Raw genomic sequence first — 23,495 nt, 5'->3', positions numbered from 1 at the left:
GCCAAGCTGGGATCCGGAACCCCACAAACTTTCAATAAAACGTGAATTCGAACTCTCACATTGCGTCCGTTGGGGTTATCCTCAAAGAGCGTATCCAGTTGCGGGGGCATCCGGGCGGGGGGCTAGGCGCACCCGCGGTGTGACTGCCGCGGGCCAGTTTCATTATTTGCATCCACACCGGGGGAACCCGGCGGATTTCAAAGGAAACGAGCATGGGCCGTCGACGTGCAGCAACTGACCCGAGCTATCCACGCTGGATCTGGATCGCCACTGCGGCCACCGTGGCACTTCTCATTTTTGGCGGCGCATTCGTGCTGCGAACTCTCATCTTTCCCGCGGAGTCGGGACTGGGCGGGCCTACAGCCGGAAATGACAACGTACCTCCGGCCGGCGCACCCTTGGCGCAGGACAGTCCCGCCGCCGTCGCCGGGTCCTCTCCCTGCATTTCCTTAAACATCCTCACTTCGCTGGAGAACGCTGAGATGGTCCGGTCCGTGGCGGCCGAATACACGGCGAAGCCCCGCAGCGTGGAAGGCAAATGCGTGACACCGGCCCTGACCCAGGAAAAATCGGGTGTCGCAGCCGCCCAGGTTGCCAAGCAGTTCCCCGGCGTTCCGGCCGGCGACAGGCCGGCCATCTGGTTGCCCGACTCCTCCGCGTGGTTGCGCATCGCCAAGGAAAGTGCCGGCGGAAGCCCTGACCCGGAAGCGGGAATGAGCATCGCGCGGAGTGCGGTGGTGGTCGCGATGCCCGAGACGATGGCCAGTGCCCTCGGCTGGGACAGCAAACCGCCGTCGTGGTCTGAGGTGTTCAGGATGGCCGGGGACCGGGACGTCTGGGAGCGCCTCGGCCATGGCGACTGGGGGAAGTTCAAGTTCGGCAAGGCCAGTCCGCTTGTCTCGACGTCGGGCCTGATGGCCCTTACTGCTTCCTATGGCGCCGCCGGCGGCAGCCTTGGAGGTGTGGACAGCATGGACCTGGACGCATCGTCGCTGGTGGAGAAAGTGCGTGCCGTGGAACTGGGCACCAGCCACTACATGGCCACCCCCGAGCATTTCCTGTGGCACGCCAGGGAGGCCGACGAGGCCGGGAAGGTCTCGGAGTTCCTCTCCGCCGTGATCGTGGATGAAAAGTCCGTCTGGGACTACAACCGCGGAGTCGTCAGCGAGGACGGCATAACGAAGCAATCCGGTCCGCCACCCAAGGAGCCCCTCCGTGCCATCTACCCCCACGACGGCGTGCATGTGGCGGACAACCCGGCAGTAACTGACGGGGATTGGGTAGGGACCCAGCAGCGCCTGGCGGCCCAGGATTTCCTAAAGTTCGCAGTTACGGAACACGGCCAAAACGTTGTAAAGGCCTCCGGGTACCGGACCGTCCAGGGCAAGCTGGACGCCGGAGTGGCGGGAACCGGACGGTACGCTGAGGCGCTCCAGCCACTGCCACTGCCCAAGGCGGAGGCGCTTGTAGCCATGCAGGACAGCTTCCCCGAGGTCCGTAAGCGGGCCAGGGCCCTGTTCCTGCTGGATGTCTCGGAGTCCATGGTGCAGGAACCCGGCGTGACCAAGCTGCAGCGGGCCAAGGACGCCGTACGGAAGGCACTGGACCACTTCACGGGTGAGGATGAGGTTGGACTGGCCGCTTTCTCCCATGTGGACGACGGCCCCTTGCAGCCTGGCATCGTGAGTCCGGTAGCCCCGTTCAAGACCAATAAAGCAGACCTCCTCGCCAAGCTCAACGATCTCAAGGCCGTGGACGCCACGCCTCTCTTCGAAGCGGTGAGCCGCTTCACTGGCGAACAGGCCAAGGAATACAAAGACACGTTCATCAACACCATCGTGCTTTTGAGTGACGGCAAAAATGATTCCACCCACCCAGGAGACCTGGGCGGGCTCTCCGAACAGTTGAGCCATCAGAACCACTCGACGCCGGTACTGGTCTTTACGCTCGCTTACGGGCCCGACGCCGACGTCCCCACTCTGCTGGAAATCGCCAGGGCCAGCGGGGCGCACTACTATGACGCCACCGATCCGAACAGGCTCGAAGAGGTGCTCGGCGAACTGGTGACCAGTTTCTAGGATCGTGAGGCAAATGCGGAGAATCGTCAGAGGAACGCGCGGAGGGTCAAGGTAACTCCGCGATCCGGCCCAGTCCGGCCGATATACGACCCAGTCCGGCGGCCAAGGTGTGCACAATGTGCACACCTTTCTTTTGCCCATGTCGCTGCCCCATTCGCCGACGCGCGCGCCCGGATAGGCTGGAGTTCCGCCGATCGGTGCATCGAGGCTAGGATTCGAGCAGAGTCTTGAGGCGCTCTAGATCCGCCTCTACCATCTTGGCATCCCGCCCGAACTCCTCGTCAGTCAGGTCCATCTGCCGAAGAGTGAAGATGACCTCGGAGCCTTCTGGGTGGTCCATGACGCGCAAAGGGTTGTTCACCTTGTTCCCGGACGGCAGTGTCACTTTATGGTCGAGCACGCCGTAGTCGTTGCGGGGCGCGAAAACGAAACTGATCCGGCCCATTGGTGAAGCGGCGAACAGCGCGTTTCCCTAGCGTGTAACGTCGCTCTGGGCAAGGCCGCCTGCCCACTCGGGAAGGTTCGCAGGGTCGGCGGCGAAGCCGTAGACCTCCGCCTGGGCTCGGTTGATAACCACACTGATGTGACGGCTGTGGATGCCCCATCCTGTCATAAGGGCTTGAACCGGAACTAGCCGTCCGGATCGACTTTGGGAAATTTGGGCGGGTACGAGAATTCCTGTGAGGTCTTCGGGCAAGAGCAAATGGGGAATCATCGTCCAGGTTTGCGTCTACTCCAACTCCAAGAACTATGGGACAAATCGGCGACAGCATCGTCAGCCGCAAGGTCCGGGTGTAGACAATGCCTGGGACGTACCCAGTCAGCCTTCCATCAGGTCCGCGTGGTGCACCGCGACAACGTTCGGGTGAGCCCGAAGCCGGTAGCGAAGAGCGTTATCACCGTAGGTTTCCAGAATCGGGCTGTTCGTCGGATCAACCGAAAGGCCGCGCGCCCTACTTTGAAACTCTGGGCTCACCGCGAGCTGCGGCATCCTCGCGTCCAGTGCCGGGTTATAGAAGAACGGAAGGGAGACCCTGTCCGTGCCGCGAGGCGGCGAGACCACGCGGTGCAAGGTCGCCTTCAGGTAGCCGTTCGTGGCCAGCTCGAGCATCTCGCCGATGTTGACCACGAAAGTTCCGGGCACCTGAGGCGCTTCGATCCAAGTACCCTGGTACTCGACCTGCAGGCCACCCTTCCCGGGCTCCACCAGGAGGAGCGTCAGCACCCCGCCGTCCCGGTGGGAGCCCACACCCTGCTTGGGTAACTCGTTGGATGATCCCGGATACCGTACAACCTTAAGCACGGGGAAAGCCCGCGCGGCGAAGGCCTCATCGAAAATGTCCTCCGGCACTCCGAGGGACACCGCCAGGGCCCGCAGGAGAGCCAACGAGATCGTGCTCAACCGCTCCATCCACTCGGCGACAATCTCCCGCATCTCGGGCAGCGCCTCCGGCCACAGGTTGGGCCCCTCCAGGCGCCAATAATCCGCGACCCCCGGGCCCGGCGCCACCACGTGCCTGTCTACCCCGATGTCGATCTGCTCGCGCCAGTCGACTGCACCCTCCGTGAGTTCCCCGCCGACCCGGGTGTAGCCACGAAATTGCGGACTGTGGACATTCTCAATCGCGAGCTTCTGTTCTTCGGGCAGCTCAAAGAAGCGGCGGGACACATCCAGCATGGCGTCCGTGAGCTCCTGCGGGATCCCATGGCCGGCCAGATACAGGAAACCGACCTCATGCATGGCGTCGCGCAGTTCGTCACGAAACTGGGATGCCTCCTCCGCGCCCGCGTTCAATCGGGAGAAGTCGACTACGGGCAATGTTTCCAGCGGCAACGTCTCCAGTCCTTTTTCAGCAAACTTGCCACGCCGGCGCGTGCGTCTGCTTCCATGTTACGGCCGGGCAACTACGTTGGGCAGGAACGTGGCCAAATACCGCATCTAAGCCTGATGCGGGACTGTCGCGTAGAGAACCCCAGAACGTCTTCTTTTTATCCTTTGATTGGACTTATTGACGTTAGGCAGCGCTATATCATAGGCTCCCGCCATGCCCATGGCAGGCATGGGCTGTTCAGGGAACAGGATGGGGTTAATGATCAGACAGATAAGACGCCTGACGGCAGTCGGATTTGGTGTCACTGCGCTGCTGGCAGCCGGTGCTGTGCCGGCCAATGCTTCCAGTACCGAAGGCCGAGAGACGACAGCTCAGGACCGATGTGTCTACGAAGAGGAAATCAACCTGACCTTCTGCATAACGAGCACAGACCGACGCATCGAGGTACACGCTCCATCAGGAGTTGTCGTGATGCAGGGAGAGGCAGAGTATTCTTCGACCACGACTCATCGGGGCGAGACAACCACATCAACGGGGTCATCCAGGTATGTGAGCGTGTATGCGTGGTACGTGGACGGTCTCATTTACGAGGCCAACGTCATCAAACTTGATGGGACCAGTACGATGACGTTCCCGGACGGCCGGACGTGCACCTTCGACTCAAACTTCCTTGTCGCGGTCGAAAAGGGCGGGTATGACCACGGATCCATTTCCTGCACGGGTCCCTGATAAGGCGTAGCAGAATCCAGAAGACCCCGGTTCCCATCCTAGGAGGTCGGGGTTTTCTTGCGTTCGGCCCTCCGCCGAAATCCAAAAGGCGCCCGAGGCAACCTTTACGGTTCCGGTGGCGGAGATCGGAATGCGAGCTAGTCAGACACGGGCAACTTGGTGCAGGCGGCCACCCTCGAAGAATCTGCAGCAGGCATCTGATGATCACCTTCTTTATCGACAGAAAGACATAGAACGAAGCGAGGCATTGATAATGCCTCAGCCAATAAGGTCCGGAATCTCTCTGGCACCAATGCGGCGTCCACCACTGATAATGGCTACCAAAACTTGGAAGATACTGCACAGGGCCGCGAGGTCTGCATTAGACATCCGCGCTTTTCACGGGATCATCCCTCGCGGGGTTCACGCCCATTTCCGTGCTGATGACGCTGATACCCGGGCCAGAAACTGCATCGCACCGCAAAGCGCCACAAGATAAGGATGCAAAAGGCAAGACCGCGCGTAAGCCGATAGAGGCAGCTTGACGAAGGCCGGATATCGGCCTTGGAAAAGCAAGTTCCCCATCTGGAGCTGGACGCCAACCCGGACCCGTTACATCGCCTCGTTCAAATCCGGGCTCCTTCCGGCATGGGCTGGGAGCGCAGCTCGTGGCTTCCTATCCACAAATCAGGTCCGCTCGGCATGCTGCCTCGTTCGAACTGTCCCGAGTGAACAGACGGATCATCGCTGCTCGTCATTCTGATGCTTCATCATCGCTGGGCGCGGCCTCCACGCAACCAGGGCGCCAAGCGCCGGCCGTATCCGCGAAATTCCGTTCGGCGCTCCTTCGTCGCTTATTTCCTCGCGAAATTTCGTGACTCCGACCGGTTCCCCAAGCTGCAGTCCGGCCCCTGAACCCAGCGGTGGCTCCGCTAACAGGACGACGCCCCAATCCAATGGCCGCGAACTGGAAGGCCTGGAGGCAGACCCCGAGCACCAGGCCGCCTGCCAGTAGGGAACCCCATGATTGGGATCGACCAGCTTGCCGACCGAGCCCCGACAACGAGACGAAAGCAACCCGTTGGTCATGCAGTAGCCCAAGGCCATCACCATGAACAGGTATGAGACGAGAAACAGAGAACAAGCCGCCACAGAGCCGCTCCCCCAACACGAAACAAGTCATGTTGCCACGACCCGGCTCAGCAATGAAGGAGTAGCAAGGCAAAACGTCGCCAACAGAAAAGGAAAGGAGTACCCGGCCAAAAGAATGGCTACCGGACAAATACGGGCGTGACCGCCACTCGTCAAAAGACCCATGGACAGGGGTGTTGACACTGTCAACAGGGTCAGAGGCTTAAAAAGCCTCTGCCCTGCGGAAACACTGTGCCCGAGGTGGGACTCGAACCGCATTCCAGCCCTTGCAAACACTGGGAACTCCCGAAAACATACCGAATACGAGCCAGTCCGACCGATATACGACCCAGTCCGAAGCCAAAAGTGTGGACATTGTCCACCCCCTCCATTCGCCGCTTCAAAGGCCCTAAAAAGGCTTGGCGTCAGAGCGGCTGTCTGCCGCCTCACTGACTGGACGCATAGTCCAGTCCCGCGCAGGGCATGGATTGCGCGGGCCTGGAACATTGTTGTTCCCTCTGAAGACTTGCGCCCAACAGCCAGCCAAATGAGTCCAAAGGACAACGTTTGAGGTGGGCTTGGGCGAAGGCGTCTAATTGGAAGCTGGTTGAATGGGCAAGCTGCCTCGTGAGCCCACGGACGAATGTTTGGTAAGCTGCCCAAACCACAGCAACATCGTTGATCGTCAGCTACAACGTCTGCAACTTGAGGGACAACGTACTCAACGCAGTGGCAATGTAATTTCCAGGCAGAGAACCGTCTCGATTCTTGTCCTGCTACCCGCTGAATGTGCGAATGCACTTCGCCAGTAAAGGACCGATGCCAAGGCTGGACTGTTTTCGTCACAACCCCATCCAGGACAGCCTCCGTCTTCCTCCCCCAACAACCCCGTGAGCAATCACTGACGGGCGGCGGGCGGCGACTTTGCTTCGCGCCCGGGGAACTCACGCCGATCGAATATAAGACAATCAACCGGACCGCGCTTCCAGCGGCCTAAGCCCCCCGTCAACAAAAGCCGGGAGCAGTCCCAAGCCCAAATGAACAGCAAACGGTCCGGGCAGCGCCCGGCAGGATCAGCATCAGTGGACCGTGCCGTCATAGGAGAGGGATCTCGGGGTTACAGTGAGCCGAACGCCGGCGTTTGGTCCGAGCAATTTTTTGGAGAATTCCGGGACATCGATGTGTCCGCGCCAGAAGTTGGGAGTGTCTTCCATGTCCGTAAGGAAGTCTTCTTCCCTCGGAGTCCAGTCCCTTATGGCGGTGGGTATAGTGCTGGTCCAGGCAGCCCAGGCACGGGGAAGGTCCCGGCCATTGCCGGGAGGTTCAATGTCAACGAGGAGGGCGTCCTGCCAGTCCTCCGTTTGTTCCATATGATCGTCAAAAAAGAACCTGCCCTGCTTTTCCCTTATAGACATCAGCCGCAGTTTGAGCGCATGGCGCAGCCGGGGCACTTCGTTCCCGTCAACACGCGGACGGGGGGCTTTCGAGGACAGGAAAGTGGTAAGCAGCGGCACAGGGGAATCAATCGGATTGTCCTCCTTCCAGTGCTGAATCTGGACTGGGCAGTGGTGAGCTGCACTCTGCTCGTGGACCAGGACGGGCAGGCCGCGGATGGCCAGGCCAACGTCCAGTTGGAACTCGACGTCACTCTCGGCATTGCGGCCAACGGTGAGGCCGAAGAGCTCAACCTCGATCTTCAGGTCACCGAAGAGAAACCGCTGCATGTTCTGGTATCCCTCTTCGGAATTGACTATTCCATAGCGCCCACTGTGACTGCGATGGACTATCGCGCGGGGGGCATCCTTGACGGCGGCATTTTCGATCTGGACAAGCCCGTCACTGCGCGGACCCACCGCTTTCGAAGACAAGCCGAGTGCCACATCATAGTCCTCAGGGTTGGTGCCGACAAGGCAGAACAGTTCATCTACAGGGAATCCGTCGGCCGGCATCTCGGTCGCCGCAAAGTCAGCGCGAGTCTTTTCGCGCCTCAGCGCTGCCGGGGTGAGATATTCATACATGCGGTCTGGGCCGAAGATATCTGCGCCTTGGAATCCTGTGGCGTCGCGGATGCGCTCCAAAAGTCCAAACCCCATGGCGAAACTAATCCCCCCGTGCGGGGTCGCGTAGGTGAATAATCTGGCGACGTACTTGGTTCCGGCGGCTGGGTCGATTTCGCCGTCGTCGCCGGCCAGTTCTTCGGGAATGACGCGCTGGAGGAGTGAACGGCAAATCAGCCCTCCCATGGAGTGCGCTACGAGAAAAACCTTGGGCGCACCGGTCTTTTCCAATACAAGCTTGATCAGCTTGAATAGGTCCTTTGCTGCCCGTTCGAAGGAAAAATCCTCCGGATCCTTTGAGAAGGTCGCTGCAGAGTCATCGTAAAAGCGATAAATCCACACGGACGCAGGATTGACTTTGCCGGCCTCAACACGCTCCAGGAAGGTCCATTGGTCACCGTGGACGGGCACCTCATACTTATGGTCTGCGATCAGACGCAGCATTGGCGATTCAAACTGATGGAACCTGGCACTGCCACCGCTGTCGGCGCGGACATGGACGGACCCTTGGCTGAAGCCATAGAACGGATCGTCCACCGCGTTGTTTATGGCGGAGCCGCCGCCGGCAAACCCGCGAACGTAGATTACCGGGAGCCTGCCGTCATCTCCGGGGTTGCTCATGTCTTAGCCCTCTCCAAGAAGTAAGCGCACCGCTCCGAAACGGATTAGAGGCGCGCGCATGTGGAGATTTCAACACGCCTGGCGTTACAGCGGTGTTACTGCGTACGGGCGCGTGTTGGTTTTGGTGTCATGCCTTTTATTCAAGCCGAGAATGTCGGATAACGCGGCAGTAACGGCACTGCAGCTCTACTTGCTTCGGAAGCAGTTGCACCGTCAAAAGCTATTCACGGCGCGGTGGAATCGGTCGCCCAGTGGTCGGCTTACCTGAGAGGAGACGTTCAATGACATGGTTCGGATGGGAGAGCTTGGGCGGCGTCTTGACCACGGGCCCCAGTGTCTCGTCGTGGTCACCGGGCCGGCTGGACACTTTCGCCCGAGGGACGGACTCGGCCCTATGGCACAAGTGGTACCAGAACGGTTGGTCCGGATGGGAGAGCCTGGGCGGCGTGCTGACCAGCTCTCCCGGTGCGGTCTCGTGGAGCAACGGGCGGATCGATGTCTTCGTGCGTGGCACCGATTCGGCACTGTGGCATAAGTGGTTCCAGAACGGCTGGTCCGGCTGGGAATCCCTGGGCGGCATCCTCACGTCCGCCCCGTCGGTTTCCAGCTGGGCTGCCGGTCGCCTTGATGTATTTGTGCGCGGCACTGATTCGGCACTGTGGCATAAGTGGTTCCAGAACGGCTGGTCCGGCTGGGAATCCCTGGGCGGCGTCCTCACATCCGCCCCGTCTGCCGTCTCATGGGGCAATGGGCGGATCGATGTCTTCGTTGTCGGCACTGACTCGGCGCTTTGGCATAAGTGGTTCCAGAACGGCTGGTCCGGCTGGGAATCCCTGGGCGGCGTCCTTACGTCCGCCCCCGCTGTCACCAGCTGGGCATCCGGGCGCCTCGATGTGTTCGCCGTAGGAACCGATTCTGCGCTCTGGCATAAGTGGTTCCAAAACGGTTGGTCTGGCTGGGAGTCCCTTGGCGGCGTCCTGACGAGTGAGCCCGGGGCTGTGTCATGGGAGCAGGACCGGATCGATATTTTTGCAGCAGGAACCGATAGCGCCATGTGGCACAGGTGGTGGTCGGTCCGCCCGACCGTCCGCCTGCACGCGAAAGTCCTTACTGCCCCAAACGTTGCTGTGAACACTGCTGTACAGCGGATGCGGGAGGTCTATGCGACGGCGGGTATCGGCGTCGAACTGGTGTCCACTGAGAACCTAAACCTGCCCACCCTGGACGACGTCGACGTCGGGCGTTGCGTTTTCGGGGAGACCACGGCCGAGCAGAACCAGCTTTTCGCCAACCGCAATAACGCAGGCAACAACGACGTCGTTGTGTACTTCGTCCGGTCAACGGTACCCCCGTTCAACGGTTGCGCCGCCCATCCCGCTGGCCGCCCGGGCGCGGTCGTGGCGCAGGGCGCCACTCAATGGACTTTGGGCCATGAGGTGGGGCATGTCCTGGATCTGCGGCACATCAATGACAACAACAGACTGATGACAGGAAACGGCACCGGCAATATCACCAATCCCCCACCGGATCTGATCAGCACTGAGGTGACTACCATGATCAACAGCGCCTTCACTCAGGATCGTTAGGAGCGAATCATGAACGTAACGATGAAGGCCGTACTCGAGGTCCTTGAACCTGACGAGCCAAATTACGACAAAGCCGCATCTTTAGGGCCCGACTCGCTCCCGCACCTGCGGGCGCTGGTTGAGGGCGATGACCCGATGCTGGCCGCCAAGGCCGCCTTCGCCGCCAGTCTCCTGGAAGGCGACCAAGGCAAGGACGTTGTAACCGCCGCAGCACACAGCGAAACGGCGAGCATACGCGTGGCAGCCGCGGCGGCTGCCAATAACCTTCCCGCTGATTCAGCGGCCGTGATACTGATGGACCTCGTTGACGACAGCGACCCGGGTGTCCGCAAGGTAGCCCTGTCCTCGGTTCCATCCGATGCGCCACGGCAGCTCACAGCCAAGCTTGCGTCCCGGTCCGGCCAGGCGGCAGGCGCTGGCAGCGCGGGGATTGAGGAGGCTCCATCTGGGCCAGAAGCCGGGACCGGGATGCCAGGGGAAGGGCAGACCAAGATGCCTGGCGAGAAGCCCGCCGCAGGGCTGATGCCCGGCGAAAAAGCGCCTTCATCCGATGGCGATGCTCAAGGCACGGGACTGATGCCCGGCGAAAGACCCTGACAGGTCCCGGACCGCGATATTAATCAACAGCACTGTGAAGGGATGAGTCCGGACTGCAGAAATTCACCAGCCTCATTGCGAAGCCAAACCGCAATCCCTGCCGGTGTTTCGGTCCGATCTCTCCCCTCGAAGGGACCGGCTCATACGTGTGTTCCGGCTCAAATAGGTCAATGGGACGATACTGGACCTGAACCGCAGCAGAATGGTCCTACGCCGGACGTGACGGGACGGGCTGGGCATGAACCACAGCGAGCCCACGATGCAAACTTCTCACTCGAACCCCAGGCTCCCGCAGATCGCTACTTTGGCCACGACCGATACTGTCCTGATGCTATTGAGACACAAATAGATCAAGTGTTTCTATGTGTGAAGCGCGGCGGCCAACTTCAAAAGGTAGCCTGATGGTGCCACACCCAATTCACTAGTCAACCGTGCGCGGAACTTTTCGAATGTGAGAAGGGCTCCGGCGCGGTTTCCCATGTTCAGTTCGGCTTGCATCATTAGTCCCACACAGGTTTCATGGAGAGGTTCAATGTTGAGAGCAGTGTCGGCCGCCTCTATAGCCATTTCGGCTTCCCCCCGCTCGAGCCAGCGCCGACCATGCATCAGCAAAGCGCGGAGGCGGACATTCTGAAGCCTATGTTGCTCGAGAATTACCCAGTCTTCGTACCAGCCCGGGAGTAATTCGTCATCCAGAAGATAAGTGAGACAACTGTCATGATTGGAGTCTCTATCCATCCGTTCGCAGTTCCTGACCTGTTCGAAGAAATTATGTAAGTCCACGTCCAGGCTGTCTCTCAACGATAAAACAGGACCGTCAACTACGATAAGCCCCGGGATTTGACGGGAGATCAGATGCACACTTGCACGAAGGCTTTCTAGTGCGAGGGCTTCCGGGCTATTTGGCCATAAGAGACCTCCCAGATAACGTCGGTGTCTGGATCCGTGGATTGCTAGAGCACTGATTAGCCGCTGCTGCCGCGCAGAAACAGTGACTTCAACCTGATCACGCGATAGTTGCCAGCGTTGAAATAGGTTCAGCTCAAATCGGACACCGTTATGCTCAACCATTGGGTCCCCCCAAACGGCCGCTCGCGTCCACGAGACCCAAGAGGTTCGCAACGTGCCCTTGTAAAGAACGACGGATTGAATGGGCCGTCATTGCTTCGCTATTATCCTTCAAGTCTTAGGGAGTGCGCCCCCCGGCGTACTGGTGCCTAAGACAGTTCCGGGTCACCATCCATGTGAACCAGCAGCCTTACCACTCGCCAAATTATGCTATCAGCAGGTCGCAAGAAAACTGACGTGACCCGCCAGTTTCAGATCAATATTATTGCCGAACCCATTCCGATAACTTGTCCGCCTATCCTTCTTACCACACTGCTTTCAAGGCGCCTAAGATCTCTCGCCGCCATAATCAGTCCATGGCTTTTCCTGCGCTGAGCTATGCCCGATCTTGAGTTTGCTATGAAAGACTTCGTAAGTGAGAGCGATCTTCGGGTGGGAGTTTCCCTGAATGGTTGTGGTATGCGACGACGAACAGGAGAAATCCTTTGATAAGACTCGGTGCCTACCGTGGCTTCTGATCTGACCGACGGCGAAGTCAATCAGTCAACTATGGCTATCACTGTGTGGTATGAAGCCGAGCATTCTGAACCCTTCCGGGCACGTCTAACCTCGACTTCTGGCGACGCACCTGGGACTGTGGTTAGGTATGCCGGAAGTCCGGAGGCGGTGCTGACTGGGGTTAGCGAATGGCTCCTTAGCCTTCAGCCTTAACCGATATCGGTTCCGATTTCGGTTAAGGCTGCCTGCTCAAGAGTGACAATCACTTTCCTGATTCTTGCTGCTTTAAGCCATAGTCAGTCTTCGAATTCTCGGAGTCAAATTGCACTGAACACACAGTATTTCCACTGAGGATTAGCAGTAAGTCACACTATCAATCAGCGGGTGCTCGCATTCTTAAAATCAACCGAAATCTGCGGTTATTTCTATAATACGCTCGCAAGCAGCAGGCTGGCGCTCTAAATTGACCGATTCACACACCAGTCTCTTTCCGGCTATGACCATTCTTTCCATACCCAGGCCGAGCATGTGCAGTCAAGGGAGACCATCAGTCATACACCTGCCTCTCGCGACTTGGGAACGAAATTAAGCATCGGCGTTGGCATTGTGGGAACGAAAACGATGAACCCCTTTTTCTCAGCGGCGAAAACGCACAGGTCCAGAATGTACTTTCTGGCCCGCTCAGAATTGTCTTTCGGTAGCAGAAAGACTGTTACCAGCTGCATGGGTTCAAATGGCGTGTCCCATTGAGGCTATGATGCGCTTGGCGAAACTACATGGGAAAGCAACTCGGCGGCAGTTATCTGGTCTTTGCGCCACGACCAAAGAGCATACTCCACATCGGTCACATGGGTTATTCCAATTCTTCACTCACCATTGAATGTCCGATGTATCCTCGAGCGGTTGCCGATCCTCCAGGGCCTCGGGGGCCACGAAGGTGTCGGCGTCTCGCAGCTTGTCCGGGAAGCTCAGGTCTGTGCGTTCCTCGATTTCGGTGACGGCGACTTGGAAGACCCGGAATTCGTCGAGTTCGAGCGCTTCAATTTGGTTGAGGTTCTGTGTCAGTAGGAAGGCCCGGCTCCTTAAGTGTCCGTGTTCCATAAAGGCAATGACCTTCCAATACTCGCGCGGCAGCTGTGTTCCCCGGTAGGCGCGGTCATCGTCCTGGAGCACCGGTCCACCGAATGCGCTGACCTTGAGGTCGTCGATGTCTACGTCTGCGAATACGGCGTCCTCGATCTGCCCCCAGACCCCGTTTTTGCTGCTTTGGTTGAAGTCGTCCATCTGCGGGGTGATGTTGGTGAAGTAGAACGAGTCTCGGTTTGCCCGGTCGGCCTCGGGCACGGATCCCCAGAGCAGATCGGCACGGCGGGCGAGGTGCCCACGGTCCAGGCGGTTGCCGCGATAGAGCTCGTCACCGGTCTGGAGGTCGGCGGGGATGCGGGGGTCCTTGATGAAGTCGATGCCGTTCCGGCTGAGTTTTTTCATGCTGGCGCCGTCAATGTTCCAAGCCACCCAATGGGCAAACCGTCTGGACGTGCTGAGGGAGAGCGAGAAATGGTTGTAAGGGATTACTTCCGAGCCGTCGAGGCGGACCGCGTCGCCATCTATGGCAGCAGAGAGTTTCGGCAGGTCGATCAGTGGGCCGAGAAAATCGGATGAAAACCCTTTGGGAATGTCGTCGCCCGCCTCCTCCGTTAAGGGGGGCCGCAGGCTGATTTCCAGCTTCTCGAACACAGATTGGGGCAGGCAGGCCAGGGCGTGCTCGTCCGGGCTGTTGCCTGCTTCCCCGCCGAAATGAAGGCCCGCCATGACAGTAGTCAGTTCACCCGAAGGAGTTTTGAACATCCAGGCCGCCCCCGAGTCTCCCCCGCGGCTAATTTCACCGTCGACAGGAGGATTATCCGGGTCCGGGCCAATTTCGAAGCCGCCTACGGCGTGGGTCCCTGCGGCTCCGTAATTGAGTTTGGCGATCACGTCCACACGGCGCACAATCCCGTGCGTTACGCCCGTGGTGCGGCCGCTCTTGATCACTTTGTCGCCTATTTCGGGTTCCCCTAATTCTTCAGGAGTCAGGTTCAGACCGTGGATTGCCGTCTGAAATTGACGGCCGTCGATGGTTGCAACAGCACAGTCTCCGGCGACGCCCAGATGGGAGCGGCTCAGTCGGCCGAGACCGTTGGCCTGGATCCGATTGTCATCGTGCGGGCCGGGCTGGACAACGTCGTCACCTAGCACGCCAGTCGCGCCGTGCAGTACGTGCCAGTTGCTGAGAATGAGCGGCGTCCCGTCGTGTCTGTCGTACACAATGCAGCCGATTGTGCCTGCGCTGACACGGATGTGGCCGACACTGACGCCAGGCATGACGGGGTCGAGCCGGACTTTTGCCGTCGGCGCCTCAGGTTCGGGCACGGATCGGAACGAGGGACGGTAGTTACGTTCGATGACATCGGTGGGTACCGGGACCCCATCCACGACGATTGCCTCTGGAATCAACTCCGAATTCAGCGATTCGAGGGCCTCCGGAGCCGCCTTCTCCTCGACGGTGAACTGAATCGAGATCTCTCCCGTCGGCTTGCCGCCAACAAGCTTCCTGCCCACACCAATCGAAGAAATGTTTGGGTCCTCCAGAAAGCCGGCGCCTTCGGTCCTGATGAATTGCCGCAGCGATGCCAGCATCTGCTCATCGTCCGGCTCTGCTTCTTCTGTAGAACGCCTTGTGCTGCTCATGCTGTTTCCCTTTCCTGTGCGGTTGATCTCGGGCTGGCCGCAATGGCTGCCTTGTTAGCCCTGCTGACCCGAGTCCGAACCTGGGGCAGGAAACCGACGGAGTACAGAAACTTGGCCACACCGGTAGTGGCATCAGAAACATGCTCCTGCGCAGCCATCAACAACTCCCACGGATGCGGGCAGGTACCACAGCGCCTCCTGTTGTCATCCAGTCTCTTATTCACGAGTAGAAGTCATCCCCGTTATTTCTCCGTTAATGCTTGCCAAGACAAATCCAGCGGTGAGGAGGCTGAGTTAGTGGTGTTGGCTAGTAGCGACATCCTCTGGGGCCGGCCAATGAAAAGGCGAAGGTAGGCCTACAGCTTGTATCCGCGAGGGCCAACGGCTATCCGTACTCTACTCATAAGGAAGGTTCTTCCCCTCCATATCAAGCACGAGATCCGGCGGACCACCCCCAGTTCGAGATATGCGCCGGTAGCCAGAGTCGACAGTTCCGAGCCGGTGCCTCCTGTGCTTAGCCCGACAAACTGGTTTTCCTTAAAGAAATAGCAACGCGACCCTGACAACAGCCTCGCGTCAACGCTCATCGCATTCTCCCCTTTCATTACTGAAGGTCGGGCGCCAAGACTCTTGGAGGTGTCACGCACGCCTTCTTACTCTGAGTAGACCTCCCACGGCGTTACTACTGCGTTACCGCCCCCGAATCGTCGTAACGCAGTCGAGGGTCTGCGGCCAGCCACCAGAGTCTTCGGGCTGCTGATGGCACATAGTCCGAGTAACGCCTGCTCAACGGCTGGGTTTAGTTTGCTGTGTGTACGCAAACATGGCCCGCATAGCCCTGCGGAACGCGGGCAATAGGAAGGATGAGACGTGGCCATTTCGGGAAATTGGACAACGGCATTACAGGTGGGCTGCACGGGTTCAAATGACCGGCTCGCCGTCAGTCTAAGAAGCAAGAGCAGGACTCCACGCCGCGGCCGGCGCTGCCGCGGCTCGGCGGAGTAAGCTGCCCGGTCCGTGCGAATTCATAGATCCGCACGGACCGGGAGGGCACTACTGGATGTCTTCTTCCGGCGGCGGGAGACGGTAGCCCAGGTCCTCGTCGACGGACTGGACTCCGTCGACTGATTCCAGTGCCGGTCGGCTGTCGTTGGGGACGGAACCGGTGATGAATCCGCTCTGCAGCACCTGCTCTACCTGCATGCCCCGGGCGCGCAGAGCGTCGGCGACGTCACCTATGGCGGACAGATGCTCCGGGTCGACCGTAACGTTTATGTTGACCATTGCCTCAGACTATCCTCACCTTGTTGTACGCGAACCTACTGCGGGGCGATGACCAGGCCGGAGCCGACGTCTACAGACGGTTCAATCAGCCTGTCACTTTCCTGGATCAGCACGGCCCACAGCTCCCGTCCGCGGAAGCCGGTGGCCTGTGCCCACAGCGCGGCGACCCCCGCGACGTGGGGAGTGGCCATGCTGGTGCCGCTGATGCTCCGGTATCGGGCTGGCATGGGCCAAGACGAATAGACCTGCCAGCCCGGTCCGGCAACGTCGATGTGACCGCCCCTAACCGCCAGGCTACGGGCGGAGAAGAACGCCACGTCCAACTGATGGTCGAGGGCGCCGACGGCCATGATGAACGGGCTGTTCGCTGGAGCGCCGACGAAACCCACTTTGCCTTGGAGGCGGAGCGCATTGTTTCCGGCGGCGGCGATGATCAACGAACCCGCGTCCAGGGTGCGCTTACCGGCAGCGACGTAGGGGGGATGGACCTGGGGGACGTTAGCTCCGAGGGACATGGAAATAATGGCGCACCTGTTGGACACCGCCCAGTCGATGCCGGCTAAAATACCGGCGTCGCTGCCGGAGCCGGCGTTGCTGAGCACCTTGCCTGAGAATATATCCGCTTCGTAGGCGACACCGTAGCGAGGCCCCGTGGACGGGGTCTTGGGGCCGCAGGAGGTTCCGATGCAGTGGGTGCCATGCCCGTGTCCGTCCTGAGGAGATTCCCCCGGGATGAAGGAGCGGCTAGTGATATTGCGTCCAGCGAAGTCCGGGTGGGTTGAGTCGAAACCGGTGTCCAGGACGGCGACCTTGACCCCTCGTCCCGAATATTGAGATGAGTTGGCCTGAACTGCCTGCAGTCCCCAAGCGAACTGGTTGGTGTCCTGGAAGATGGGTACAGTTGGGACTGCCGCTGTTGCCGCGCCGCCCTGCCCGTTTGCTCCGTTGAGACGGGTGTCCAAGTCCGTGACTGCGTCACGGTAACCCCTCACGTATTCGCCGGGGGCCGCGGTCAGGACGTGGTGAACCAATTCGGGCGACACGGACAACACCGCGCCCTGCGCCTCGTGCGAGGTTTGCAGGGCTCCGATCTGCTCCGGCTCCGCCGAAACCACCGCAATGCCCAGTGAGCTAAAGAACGTAGCATCCGCACCGCTGGTTTCCGAGAAATCCACCTCGCGATCTTGGAAGTCACGCGAGTCCGCCACGTTGGACAGTCCTGCCGATTCCAGCACCAATGAAGGATTGCTCTCGTCCTGCGTAAAGACCACCACAAACCGACCCGTTGTCTCGGCCGAGGAATAATCAGCGGCCGGGACAGCCCCAGGCGCATTGTCGAAATTTGAAGATGAATCCGGGCCAATCATGTCAATTCTCCTTCTAAATTGCAGGAATAGTGTCCAACCTCTGTTTTCTTGTAGCTTTGTTGCCTCCTATAGCGAACGGCGCCTGAGTTATTTCTGCGTTACAACTGTCTGCGGGGTACCTCCTCAAGGCGCTCGTGCTGTCATTGAGAGGACGAACCCCGTCGTCCAGCGCCGCCCGTGCTGTCACTAGCCTGTCTTGCTCGTCCTGGGAGTCGAGACTCCTGATCCGTGCTGACATAGCTGCAATATTGCTGAACCAGTTCTCGCCTGACATCGCCCTTGGGAGGTGGCCTGCGGGGAAGTACTCATGATCAGCTCCTTGGCGCCTAGCGGAACGTTGCCTGGCAAGCCTACGCAGCCGACGTTACCGTCGCGTTATTACCACGCTGAGTCAGGACCCGGCGGACTGATTCCAACCAGGAGGTCAGATGGGTTAAAAATCCGAAGTAGTCGTGGTGATAAGGCCTGGCGTTTCCGCTCTACTGGTTCTATTCACGACGCCATCGCCTCATTCGGGGCAACCCGGCTACCTCAAACCCTGGGGGCAACTGATTGCGAGGGCAGCGTGTTCATGGTGTCCCGCCCTGGTGCTGGCGCCGTTCGCGTCGGCGCTCACCGCAAACCACATTTCTGTCAATTTGAGTCCCCGCTTCTGAAGTTGATGATCGACTACGAGTACGAGTGGATGGTCAAAGGCAGTCAACAGCGCTTGCTCCAGAAAGCCTCCAGCGGAAACGCTGCCTGCGCGAACCATCTGGGTACACCGCTTCTACGACCCCAGTTCTTCCACCTTCGACAAGCCACCGGTCCCTTACAGGCTCGAAAAAGCGGCCAGCGGAGGCAGTAACGGCCGGGTAACGCCTTCTGGGGGAGGGTGGAGGCGCGGAGCCTTCGCTGCGAATGCTGAGCCTGCAGCTATTCAGTGGCCTAGGCAATCTACCTGCCACCCGCCCTCTGTTGTTCAGCGTGGGTGGCCGTTAAAGGGGCCTGACATGAATAAGAAGCTAATGATCTACCTACATAGTCAGAAGAGTTTCCGAGCGGTCGTTGACGATCTGGAAATCGAAGTCCGAGTTGGTCCGCCCCCACCTGGCTCGGTGTCCGGGCCGGGTGTAACGATCCTCGACGCGGACAACCCCGGGGACTCTCCTGACTTGAATGTGGCCGAGGCCGGCTGGCAAGACTATTCCAACCCGGAAGCCATTCTTGATGTGGCTGACGTCGAACTGATACTGCACCGGGAAGGAATCTGGGCGGGAATGGCCACGGAAGTCAGGGAGCCGCCCAAATGGGAGTATCCCAACTCGCATGTCAACGCTGAGGGCAGTGAGCCGCCCCCGTGGACGGTCATAATGCCACACGTCGTCGATTCTGAGGACAAGGAACCGCTTTGGACAACAATCCAGCCCCATGCCAAAGCGCAAGAGGCGTTCGGAACTGGTGAGGGAAAGGATTGGGAGGGACGGAATGGCCGATGAGGCTGGGAAGAAGTCAGACTTGACTTCCGCCAGTAACCGCATCCGCGAGACAGCCAAATGGCTCACTGTTAGTTTGGCGTTGCTTGGAGGAGTTCTGACAGCAGGCATTCAATTCAGCGGCATAGGCTCTCTCACGCCAGGCAGCGAGCGGTTCGACATTGCTATAAGGGGCGCAGCCTTAGCCGCCATCGGTACCGCATTGATTCTATTTGGCACGGTGTGGACCGCTTCCACGCCGCCGGCGCGCCTAGCCAAACTTAAGAACGAGGACTACATCGACCGAATCCTGCGCCAGCATGACGCAACGCTCGAGGAGATCCGGGATGACTACGAGCAAACGCTTCTGGCGCGATCGAGGAACGCAAGGGCATATTGGCCTGACGAATCAAGTGACAGCAGTCAGGATCCGCCGGACCCCGATAAAGCCAAGCAGGCCAACTCCAAACTTGCCTTTCTTGAACCCATAATCGAGAACATTATGACTGTGGCGTCCTACCAAAAGCTGACCCGGCGCTGGGCAATTTCTGCGATCGTTATAGCCTTTGGTGCCGTCATCGCCGGAGGCGGAATAGGAGTCTTCATTTGGGCTACCAACCCTCCTGCCAATCTGGCAAGCAGCACGGCGTCGCCGGCCGTGGTCGGTAAAGTCGGCAGCAGTTCACTGACCTTATCTGACGGAGGCCGGCTGATGCTCAACGGGGACTTAGGACAGGGCTGCCCGACGAATGTCCCGCTGCAGGTGCTGCTTCTCAGTGAAAGTGGTAGCGGATCGGATGTCGTCATCACCGAGCCAGGCTGTGAACACATCAGAGTGCTGATGACCGCCGACTGGGGAACTATCCGCTAATCGACCGACGTCTAGGCTATACGGTCTAGAGCGTCGTTATGGTGGAACATGCTCTGCCCCTACAGCCATCCCTGGCCTGGTCGCAAACCGATGCCTGCTCGACTGTCCCGGCGGTCATAGGCTATTCATAGTGCTCTGGCGGAGTTAGCTCCCTGGTCTCGCGACTCGGACAGCGCTGTATCGGTCTCGTGATGTGCTCATAAACGAGCGAAAAGCGAGCTTCAGATCCGTGACAGCATGCCAATATCCCCCTCGTCACCACATGCTCATGCGTTGGTGTTCTCCGGCCTTAGCGGCTGAAGTCCGTCGCCGGTCCTGCTTCAGCTTCACCCTCGGTCTTGCCCTGCCTCTGAACGGCCGCTTTGCTTAGGCATGCGGCGCGGCAGGCTACGACACCCATCCCCAACTTTCGCCCGCTAACCTGATGCGGGGGCAACGGCAACCTCATGGACGAAGTCATTCGCGGCACCGTTCATTCGCGCCAAACAGGAAGTCATCGTGGGCCATTGACATGCTGAACTGGCTCACTGCACATGAGCCCTGACCCCAAATGAAACTTAGTAGAACGTCACGTCCGACAAGAACGGTCTACTCCCGCCTCATGAATAATCGTACATGCCAGTTTGAAGTGGGCACGGGAGTAGCCCGGAAAGGGACCTGTCAGAAATCCTTGCTCTGGCCTTTCCGCCCCGCAACTCTTGTGAAGGCAGCGTCAAAGGGCTTATCTGATCCAGATATGTATATCGAGGGCCAATGCGCAATGTTCGGCGAGGCGATGATTCGTTGGATTGGCCAGTGCGTTCATTACTACTGCATTCAGAGACTCGCCGGATTCTTCCATGGGCCAGTAACGCGCCAGTAACAGCATCTTGGCTATTCTCCACGTCACAGCAGATGGAGGGGATGGCATGCTTCTTCCGGCCGCAAGTGACCCGACGGTCCTTTTGTGGTTCACACTACTCTTGGTCCTAATAACCCTCGTGGTATCGACCCGGTTTCGATTCCGTCAGCTAAATCAGGAAACGAGTCCTGGTGAAACTAGTTTAACCCGGCCCTATCTTGCTCTCCTTCTGGTTGGATCAGTGGTGATCCTAACTGCGGCGTCTCTCGGCATGGAGAAGCCTGACCTTCAGAAAGCGCTAATAGGCGCGGTCATTAGCTGGCCCCTCTGTCGCTGTCGCTTATTCTTCCTCCCGACGTTAACCTACGTACCACGGCAAAGATTGTCTTGCAGCATCCACCGGCGGGTCTAACCGAAGGCTCTGTTGACGGCATATCAGTCTGGGTCGAGTAGACCTCCAAGACCTGTCCACCAGCCACGGACAAATCGTCATCGAGACGAGACCGTTAGAAACGTTTTCTTGAATGTTAGTGAGGAACTTCCGTTGAACCTGAAGAAGCGGAAACTGTGGAAAATCACAAGGAAGCCGAGCCCGGAGCCAGGACGCGAGCCGGCCAACGCGGCAGCAGCACCGGCCCCTGCCGCCATCCGACCATCTGCCACACCTCGTCCGCCTCCCCCAGGAACTTAACTGGACGAGACGAACTATTACCGTCGGAGCTTTGTGAAGCTGAACCACACCCACTCCGGGCGCGAGGATCGTCGGTATCGGCATCCCAGAATTTTCCATCGAATCGATGGATGTATTGAGGAGGATGTCCGCCGAGGCGCATTCTCTAACTGGTACTCGCGCAAAACATTCCCGGCCAGGGCGGTCCGTGCGCCCTCTCAAGCCCCAACCCCTGGCCGTTCATCAGGTATTCAAACAGCAGTCCAACCTGGAGCCCACCATGGAGAACGAACAAACCCCGGCGAATAGCAATTACAGCTATGTTGACACGTCAACCGGGCGGCAAGTGACATTTACCCCCAAGGCCGACGAGGCCATGATCACCTTCCAAGACCGTCCCACCTCCGACGCGGTTCGGGACATCGTCAGGGACACGCCCGTGCTCTCGCTGAGCGAGGGGATGGACCTGGAGCGTGGGTTCGCCGCCGTCTACTTGACTCCTGGCGAGGATATGGCCGCGGCAGCGCGGTCCCTGGAAGCCCGGCCGGAAGTGTCCGGCTCCCTGCCGGTGATGATCGACGAGAACGGCGCAGCCCGTTACTTCCTCCCCGACGAACTGACCGTGCAGTTCAAGGAAGAAGTGGGCCAGGAGCAGGCAGAGGCCATCATCCAAGAGCACCGCAGCCGCGTGGTGGTCCAGCAGCGCACGCCCGGCTATTACACGCTGGCCGTCCCTGCCGGTACCGGGCTGTTCGAAGCCATCCGGGAGTTCTCCGACCTGGACGATGTGGAGTTCGCCGAGCCCAGCGAGGTGAGCTTCAACAGCGCCCTGCCCTACATTCCGGACGATGCGGAATTCGGCCGCCTATGGGGACTCCACAACACGGCCCAGAACGTGAACGGCACGGCCGGCACTGCGGACGCGGACATCGATGCCACCGGAGCCTGGGACGTGACCCGCGGCCACCCGAACGTGATCGTCGCGGTGATCGACACCGGTGCAGACCTGGATCATCCGGACCTCCAGCCAAACCTCCTGCCGCGCGGCACCGAGGACTGGGACTTCGCGGACCTGAACGATCCCGTCCCTGATGACCAAGACGGGCACGGCACGCACGTTGCCGGGACCGTGGTTGGCACGGATAACACGGCGGGCGTGATCGGTGTCGCCCCGGGTTGTAGGGTAATGCCGCTCCGCGTGAACCTGCAGACCGGGATGAACCAGAACCGTGCCGACGCCATCAATTACGTCGGCACGCAAGCGGTAGCCAATCCGGCGCGGCGCTACGTGATCAACTGCAGCTGGCGGATGAACGGCGACCATGCCGGCGTCCGCACCGCCATCCAGAACACCGTGAACAGGAACGTCGTAATCGTGTTTGCCGCCGGCAACGCGAACACCAACACGGACATCACCCCGCAGTTCCCCGGAGTGTACCCGGAGGTGGTCTCCGTGGCGGCGCTTGACCAGCGCGACCGCAAGGCCAGCTTCTCCAACTTCGGCACCAACGTGGACGTGGCGGCCCCGGGGGTCAATATTTGGTCCACCATGCCGAATGACACCTTCGGCTTCTTGGACGGCACCTCCATGGCATCTCCGCATGCGGCGGGGGTGGCGGCACTCATCTGGTCAAGGCACCAGCACCTGAGCAACGCCCAGGTCCGGGAAGTCCTCGAAGGCACCTGCGACAATGTCGACGCCCTGAATACGGGATTTGCCGGCATGCTGGGCCGCGGAAGGATCAACGCCTTCAGCGCCGTCACCAGGCCGCAGTTCGTAGTCCCCAACTTCGGCTACAGCGGCGGGGGCTGGCGCGTGGAGAAACACCCGCGCTTCCTGGCCGACATCACCGGAGACGGCAGGGCGGACATCGTCGGATTCGGCGACGCCGGCGTCTGGGTTTCCCTCAACAACGGCAACGGCACCTTCCAGGCGCCCCAGAAAGTCATCGACAACTTCGCCTACGTCGCCGGCGGCTGGCGCGTGGAGAAACACCCGCGCTTCCTGGCCGACATCACCGGAGACGGCAGGGCGGACATCGTCGGATTCGGCGACGCCGGCGTCTGGGTTTCCCTCAACAACGGCAACGGCACCTTCCAGG

The 23,495-nt window shown here is 59.6% G+C and carries 15 protein-coding genes; 7 read left to right on the top strand and 8 right to left on the bottom strand.

The genetic code is table 11. The features are described 5' to 3' along the window. The first annotated feature begins 212 nt into the window (after window positions 1–212). The gene (locus MU551_RS22175) at window positions 213–2,078 is read left to right on the top strand and encodes a vWA domain-containing protein (RefSeq protein WP_247048732.1); all 1,866 of its coding nucleotides are present in this window, start codon (window positions 213–215) and stop codon (window positions 2,076–2,078) included. A 208-nt stretch (window positions 2,079–2,286) separates the two neighbouring features. Here MU551_RS22175 and MU551_RS22170 read toward each other — a convergent pair whose 3' ends face one another. From MU551_RS22170 to MU551_RS22160, 3 genes are all read right to left on the bottom strand, one after another. After that, complete coding sequence (locus MU551_RS22170) at window positions 2,287–2,523, bottom strand: hypothetical protein (protein WP_247048731.1); 237 nt, start codon at window positions 2,521–2,523, stop codon at window positions 2,287–2,289. A 27-nt stretch (window positions 2,524–2,550) separates the two neighbouring features. Further along, window positions 2,551–2,691 carry a hypothetical protein gene (locus MU551_RS22165; RefSeq protein ID WP_247048730.1) on the bottom strand — a complete coding sequence of 47 codons (141 nt, stop codon included), beginning with the start codon at window positions 2,689–2,691 and terminating at the stop codon, window positions 2,551–2,553. A 207-nt stretch (window positions 2,692–2,898) separates the two neighbouring features. Further along, window positions 2,899–3,912, bottom strand: coding sequence for an isopenicillin N synthase family dioxygenase (locus MU551_RS22160; RefSeq protein WP_247048729.1), 1,014 nt, complete (start codon window positions 3,910–3,912; stop codon window positions 2,899–2,901). Between the two features lie 256 nt (window positions 3,913–4,168). Between MU551_RS22160 and MU551_RS22155 the strand changes: the two genes are divergently transcribed. Then, window positions 4,169–4,639: a hypothetical protein gene (locus tag MU551_RS22155; RefSeq protein WP_247048728.1), complete on the top strand. Its 471-nt coding sequence runs from the start codon at window positions 4,169–4,171 to the stop codon at window positions 4,637–4,639. Window positions 4,640–6,828: 2,189 nt separating this feature from the next. Here the strand turns inward: MU551_RS22155 and MU551_RS22150 are convergent. Next, window positions 6,829–8,427, bottom strand: a complete 1,599-nt coding sequence (locus MU551_RS22150; protein WP_247048727.1) for an esterase/lipase family protein — start codon at window positions 8,425–8,427, stop codon at window positions 6,829–6,831. 281 nt (window positions 8,428–8,708) lie between these two features. Here MU551_RS22150 and MU551_RS22145 point away from each other — a divergent pair, with 281 nt between their 5' ends. After that, window positions 8,709–10,013, top strand: coding sequence for a PLL family lectin (locus MU551_RS22145; RefSeq protein WP_247048726.1), 1,305 nt, complete (start codon window positions 8,709–8,711; stop codon window positions 10,011–10,013). 9 nt (window positions 10,014–10,022) lie between these two features. After that, entirely contained in the window at window positions 10,023–10,610 is a 588-nt protein-coding gene (locus MU551_RS22140; protein WP_247048725.1) for a hypothetical protein, read from the top strand. A gap of 360 nt (window positions 10,611–10,970) precedes the next feature. On the opposite strand, the gene MU551_RS22135 is transcribed toward MU551_RS22140, so the two are convergent. The 4 genes from MU551_RS22135 to MU551_RS22120 form a co-directional block, all read right to left on the bottom strand. Further along, the gene (locus MU551_RS22135; RefSeq protein WP_247048724.1) at window positions 10,971–11,681 is read right to left on the bottom strand and encodes an AfsR/SARP family transcriptional regulator; all 711 of its coding nucleotides are present in this window, start codon (window positions 11,679–11,681) and stop codon (window positions 10,971–10,973) included. Between the two features lie 1,365 nt (window positions 11,682–13,046). Then, window positions 13,047–14,906 (bottom strand): DNA/RNA non-specific endonuclease, encoded by a 1,860-nt coding sequence (locus tag MU551_RS22130; protein ID WP_247048723.1) that lies wholly within the window; start codon window positions 14,904–14,906, stop codon window positions 13,047–13,049. 1,053 nt (window positions 14,907–15,959) lie between these two features. Further along, on the bottom strand, window positions 15,960–16,190 hold the full coding sequence (locus MU551_RS22125; protein ID WP_247048722.1) for a hypothetical protein: 231 nt from the start codon (window positions 16,188–16,190) through the stop codon (window positions 15,960–15,962). 35 nt (window positions 16,191–16,225) lie between these two features. Next, window positions 16,226–17,557: a S8 family serine peptidase gene (locus MU551_RS22120; protein ID WP_247048721.1), complete on the bottom strand. Its 1,332-nt coding sequence runs from the start codon at window positions 17,555–17,557 to the stop codon at window positions 16,226–16,228. A 992-nt stretch (window positions 17,558–18,549) separates the two neighbouring features. Between MU551_RS22120 and MU551_RS22115 the strand changes: the two genes are divergently transcribed. The 3 genes from MU551_RS22115 to MU551_RS22105 all read left to right on the top strand — a co-directional run. Next, the gene (locus MU551_RS22115; RefSeq protein WP_247048720.1) at window positions 18,550–19,035 is read left to right on the top strand and encodes a hypothetical protein; all 486 of its coding nucleotides are present in this window, start codon (window positions 18,550–18,552) and stop codon (window positions 19,033–19,035) included. After that, the gene (locus MU551_RS22110; RefSeq protein WP_247048719.1) at window positions 19,025–19,882 is read left to right on the top strand and encodes a hypothetical protein; all 858 of its coding nucleotides are present in this window, start codon (window positions 19,025–19,027) and stop codon (window positions 19,880–19,882) included. The genes MU551_RS22115 and MU551_RS22110 overlap by 11 nt, the downstream gene beginning before the upstream one ends. Window positions 19,883–21,673: 1,791 nt before the next feature. Next, window positions 21,674–23,495 (top strand): S8 family serine peptidase (locus MU551_RS22105; RefSeq protein WP_247048718.1); only part of this gene is annotated, 1,822 nt, incomplete at its 3' end.

Source organism: Arthrobacter rhizosphaerae (assembly GCF_023062595.1).
Classification (GTDB): Bacteria; Actinomycetota; Actinomycetes; order Actinomycetales; family Micrococcaceae; genus Arthrobacter; species Arthrobacter rhizosphaerae.
Note: the sequence above shows the minus strand (reverse complement) of the source record. Positions and strands in the feature narration are given on the sequence as shown.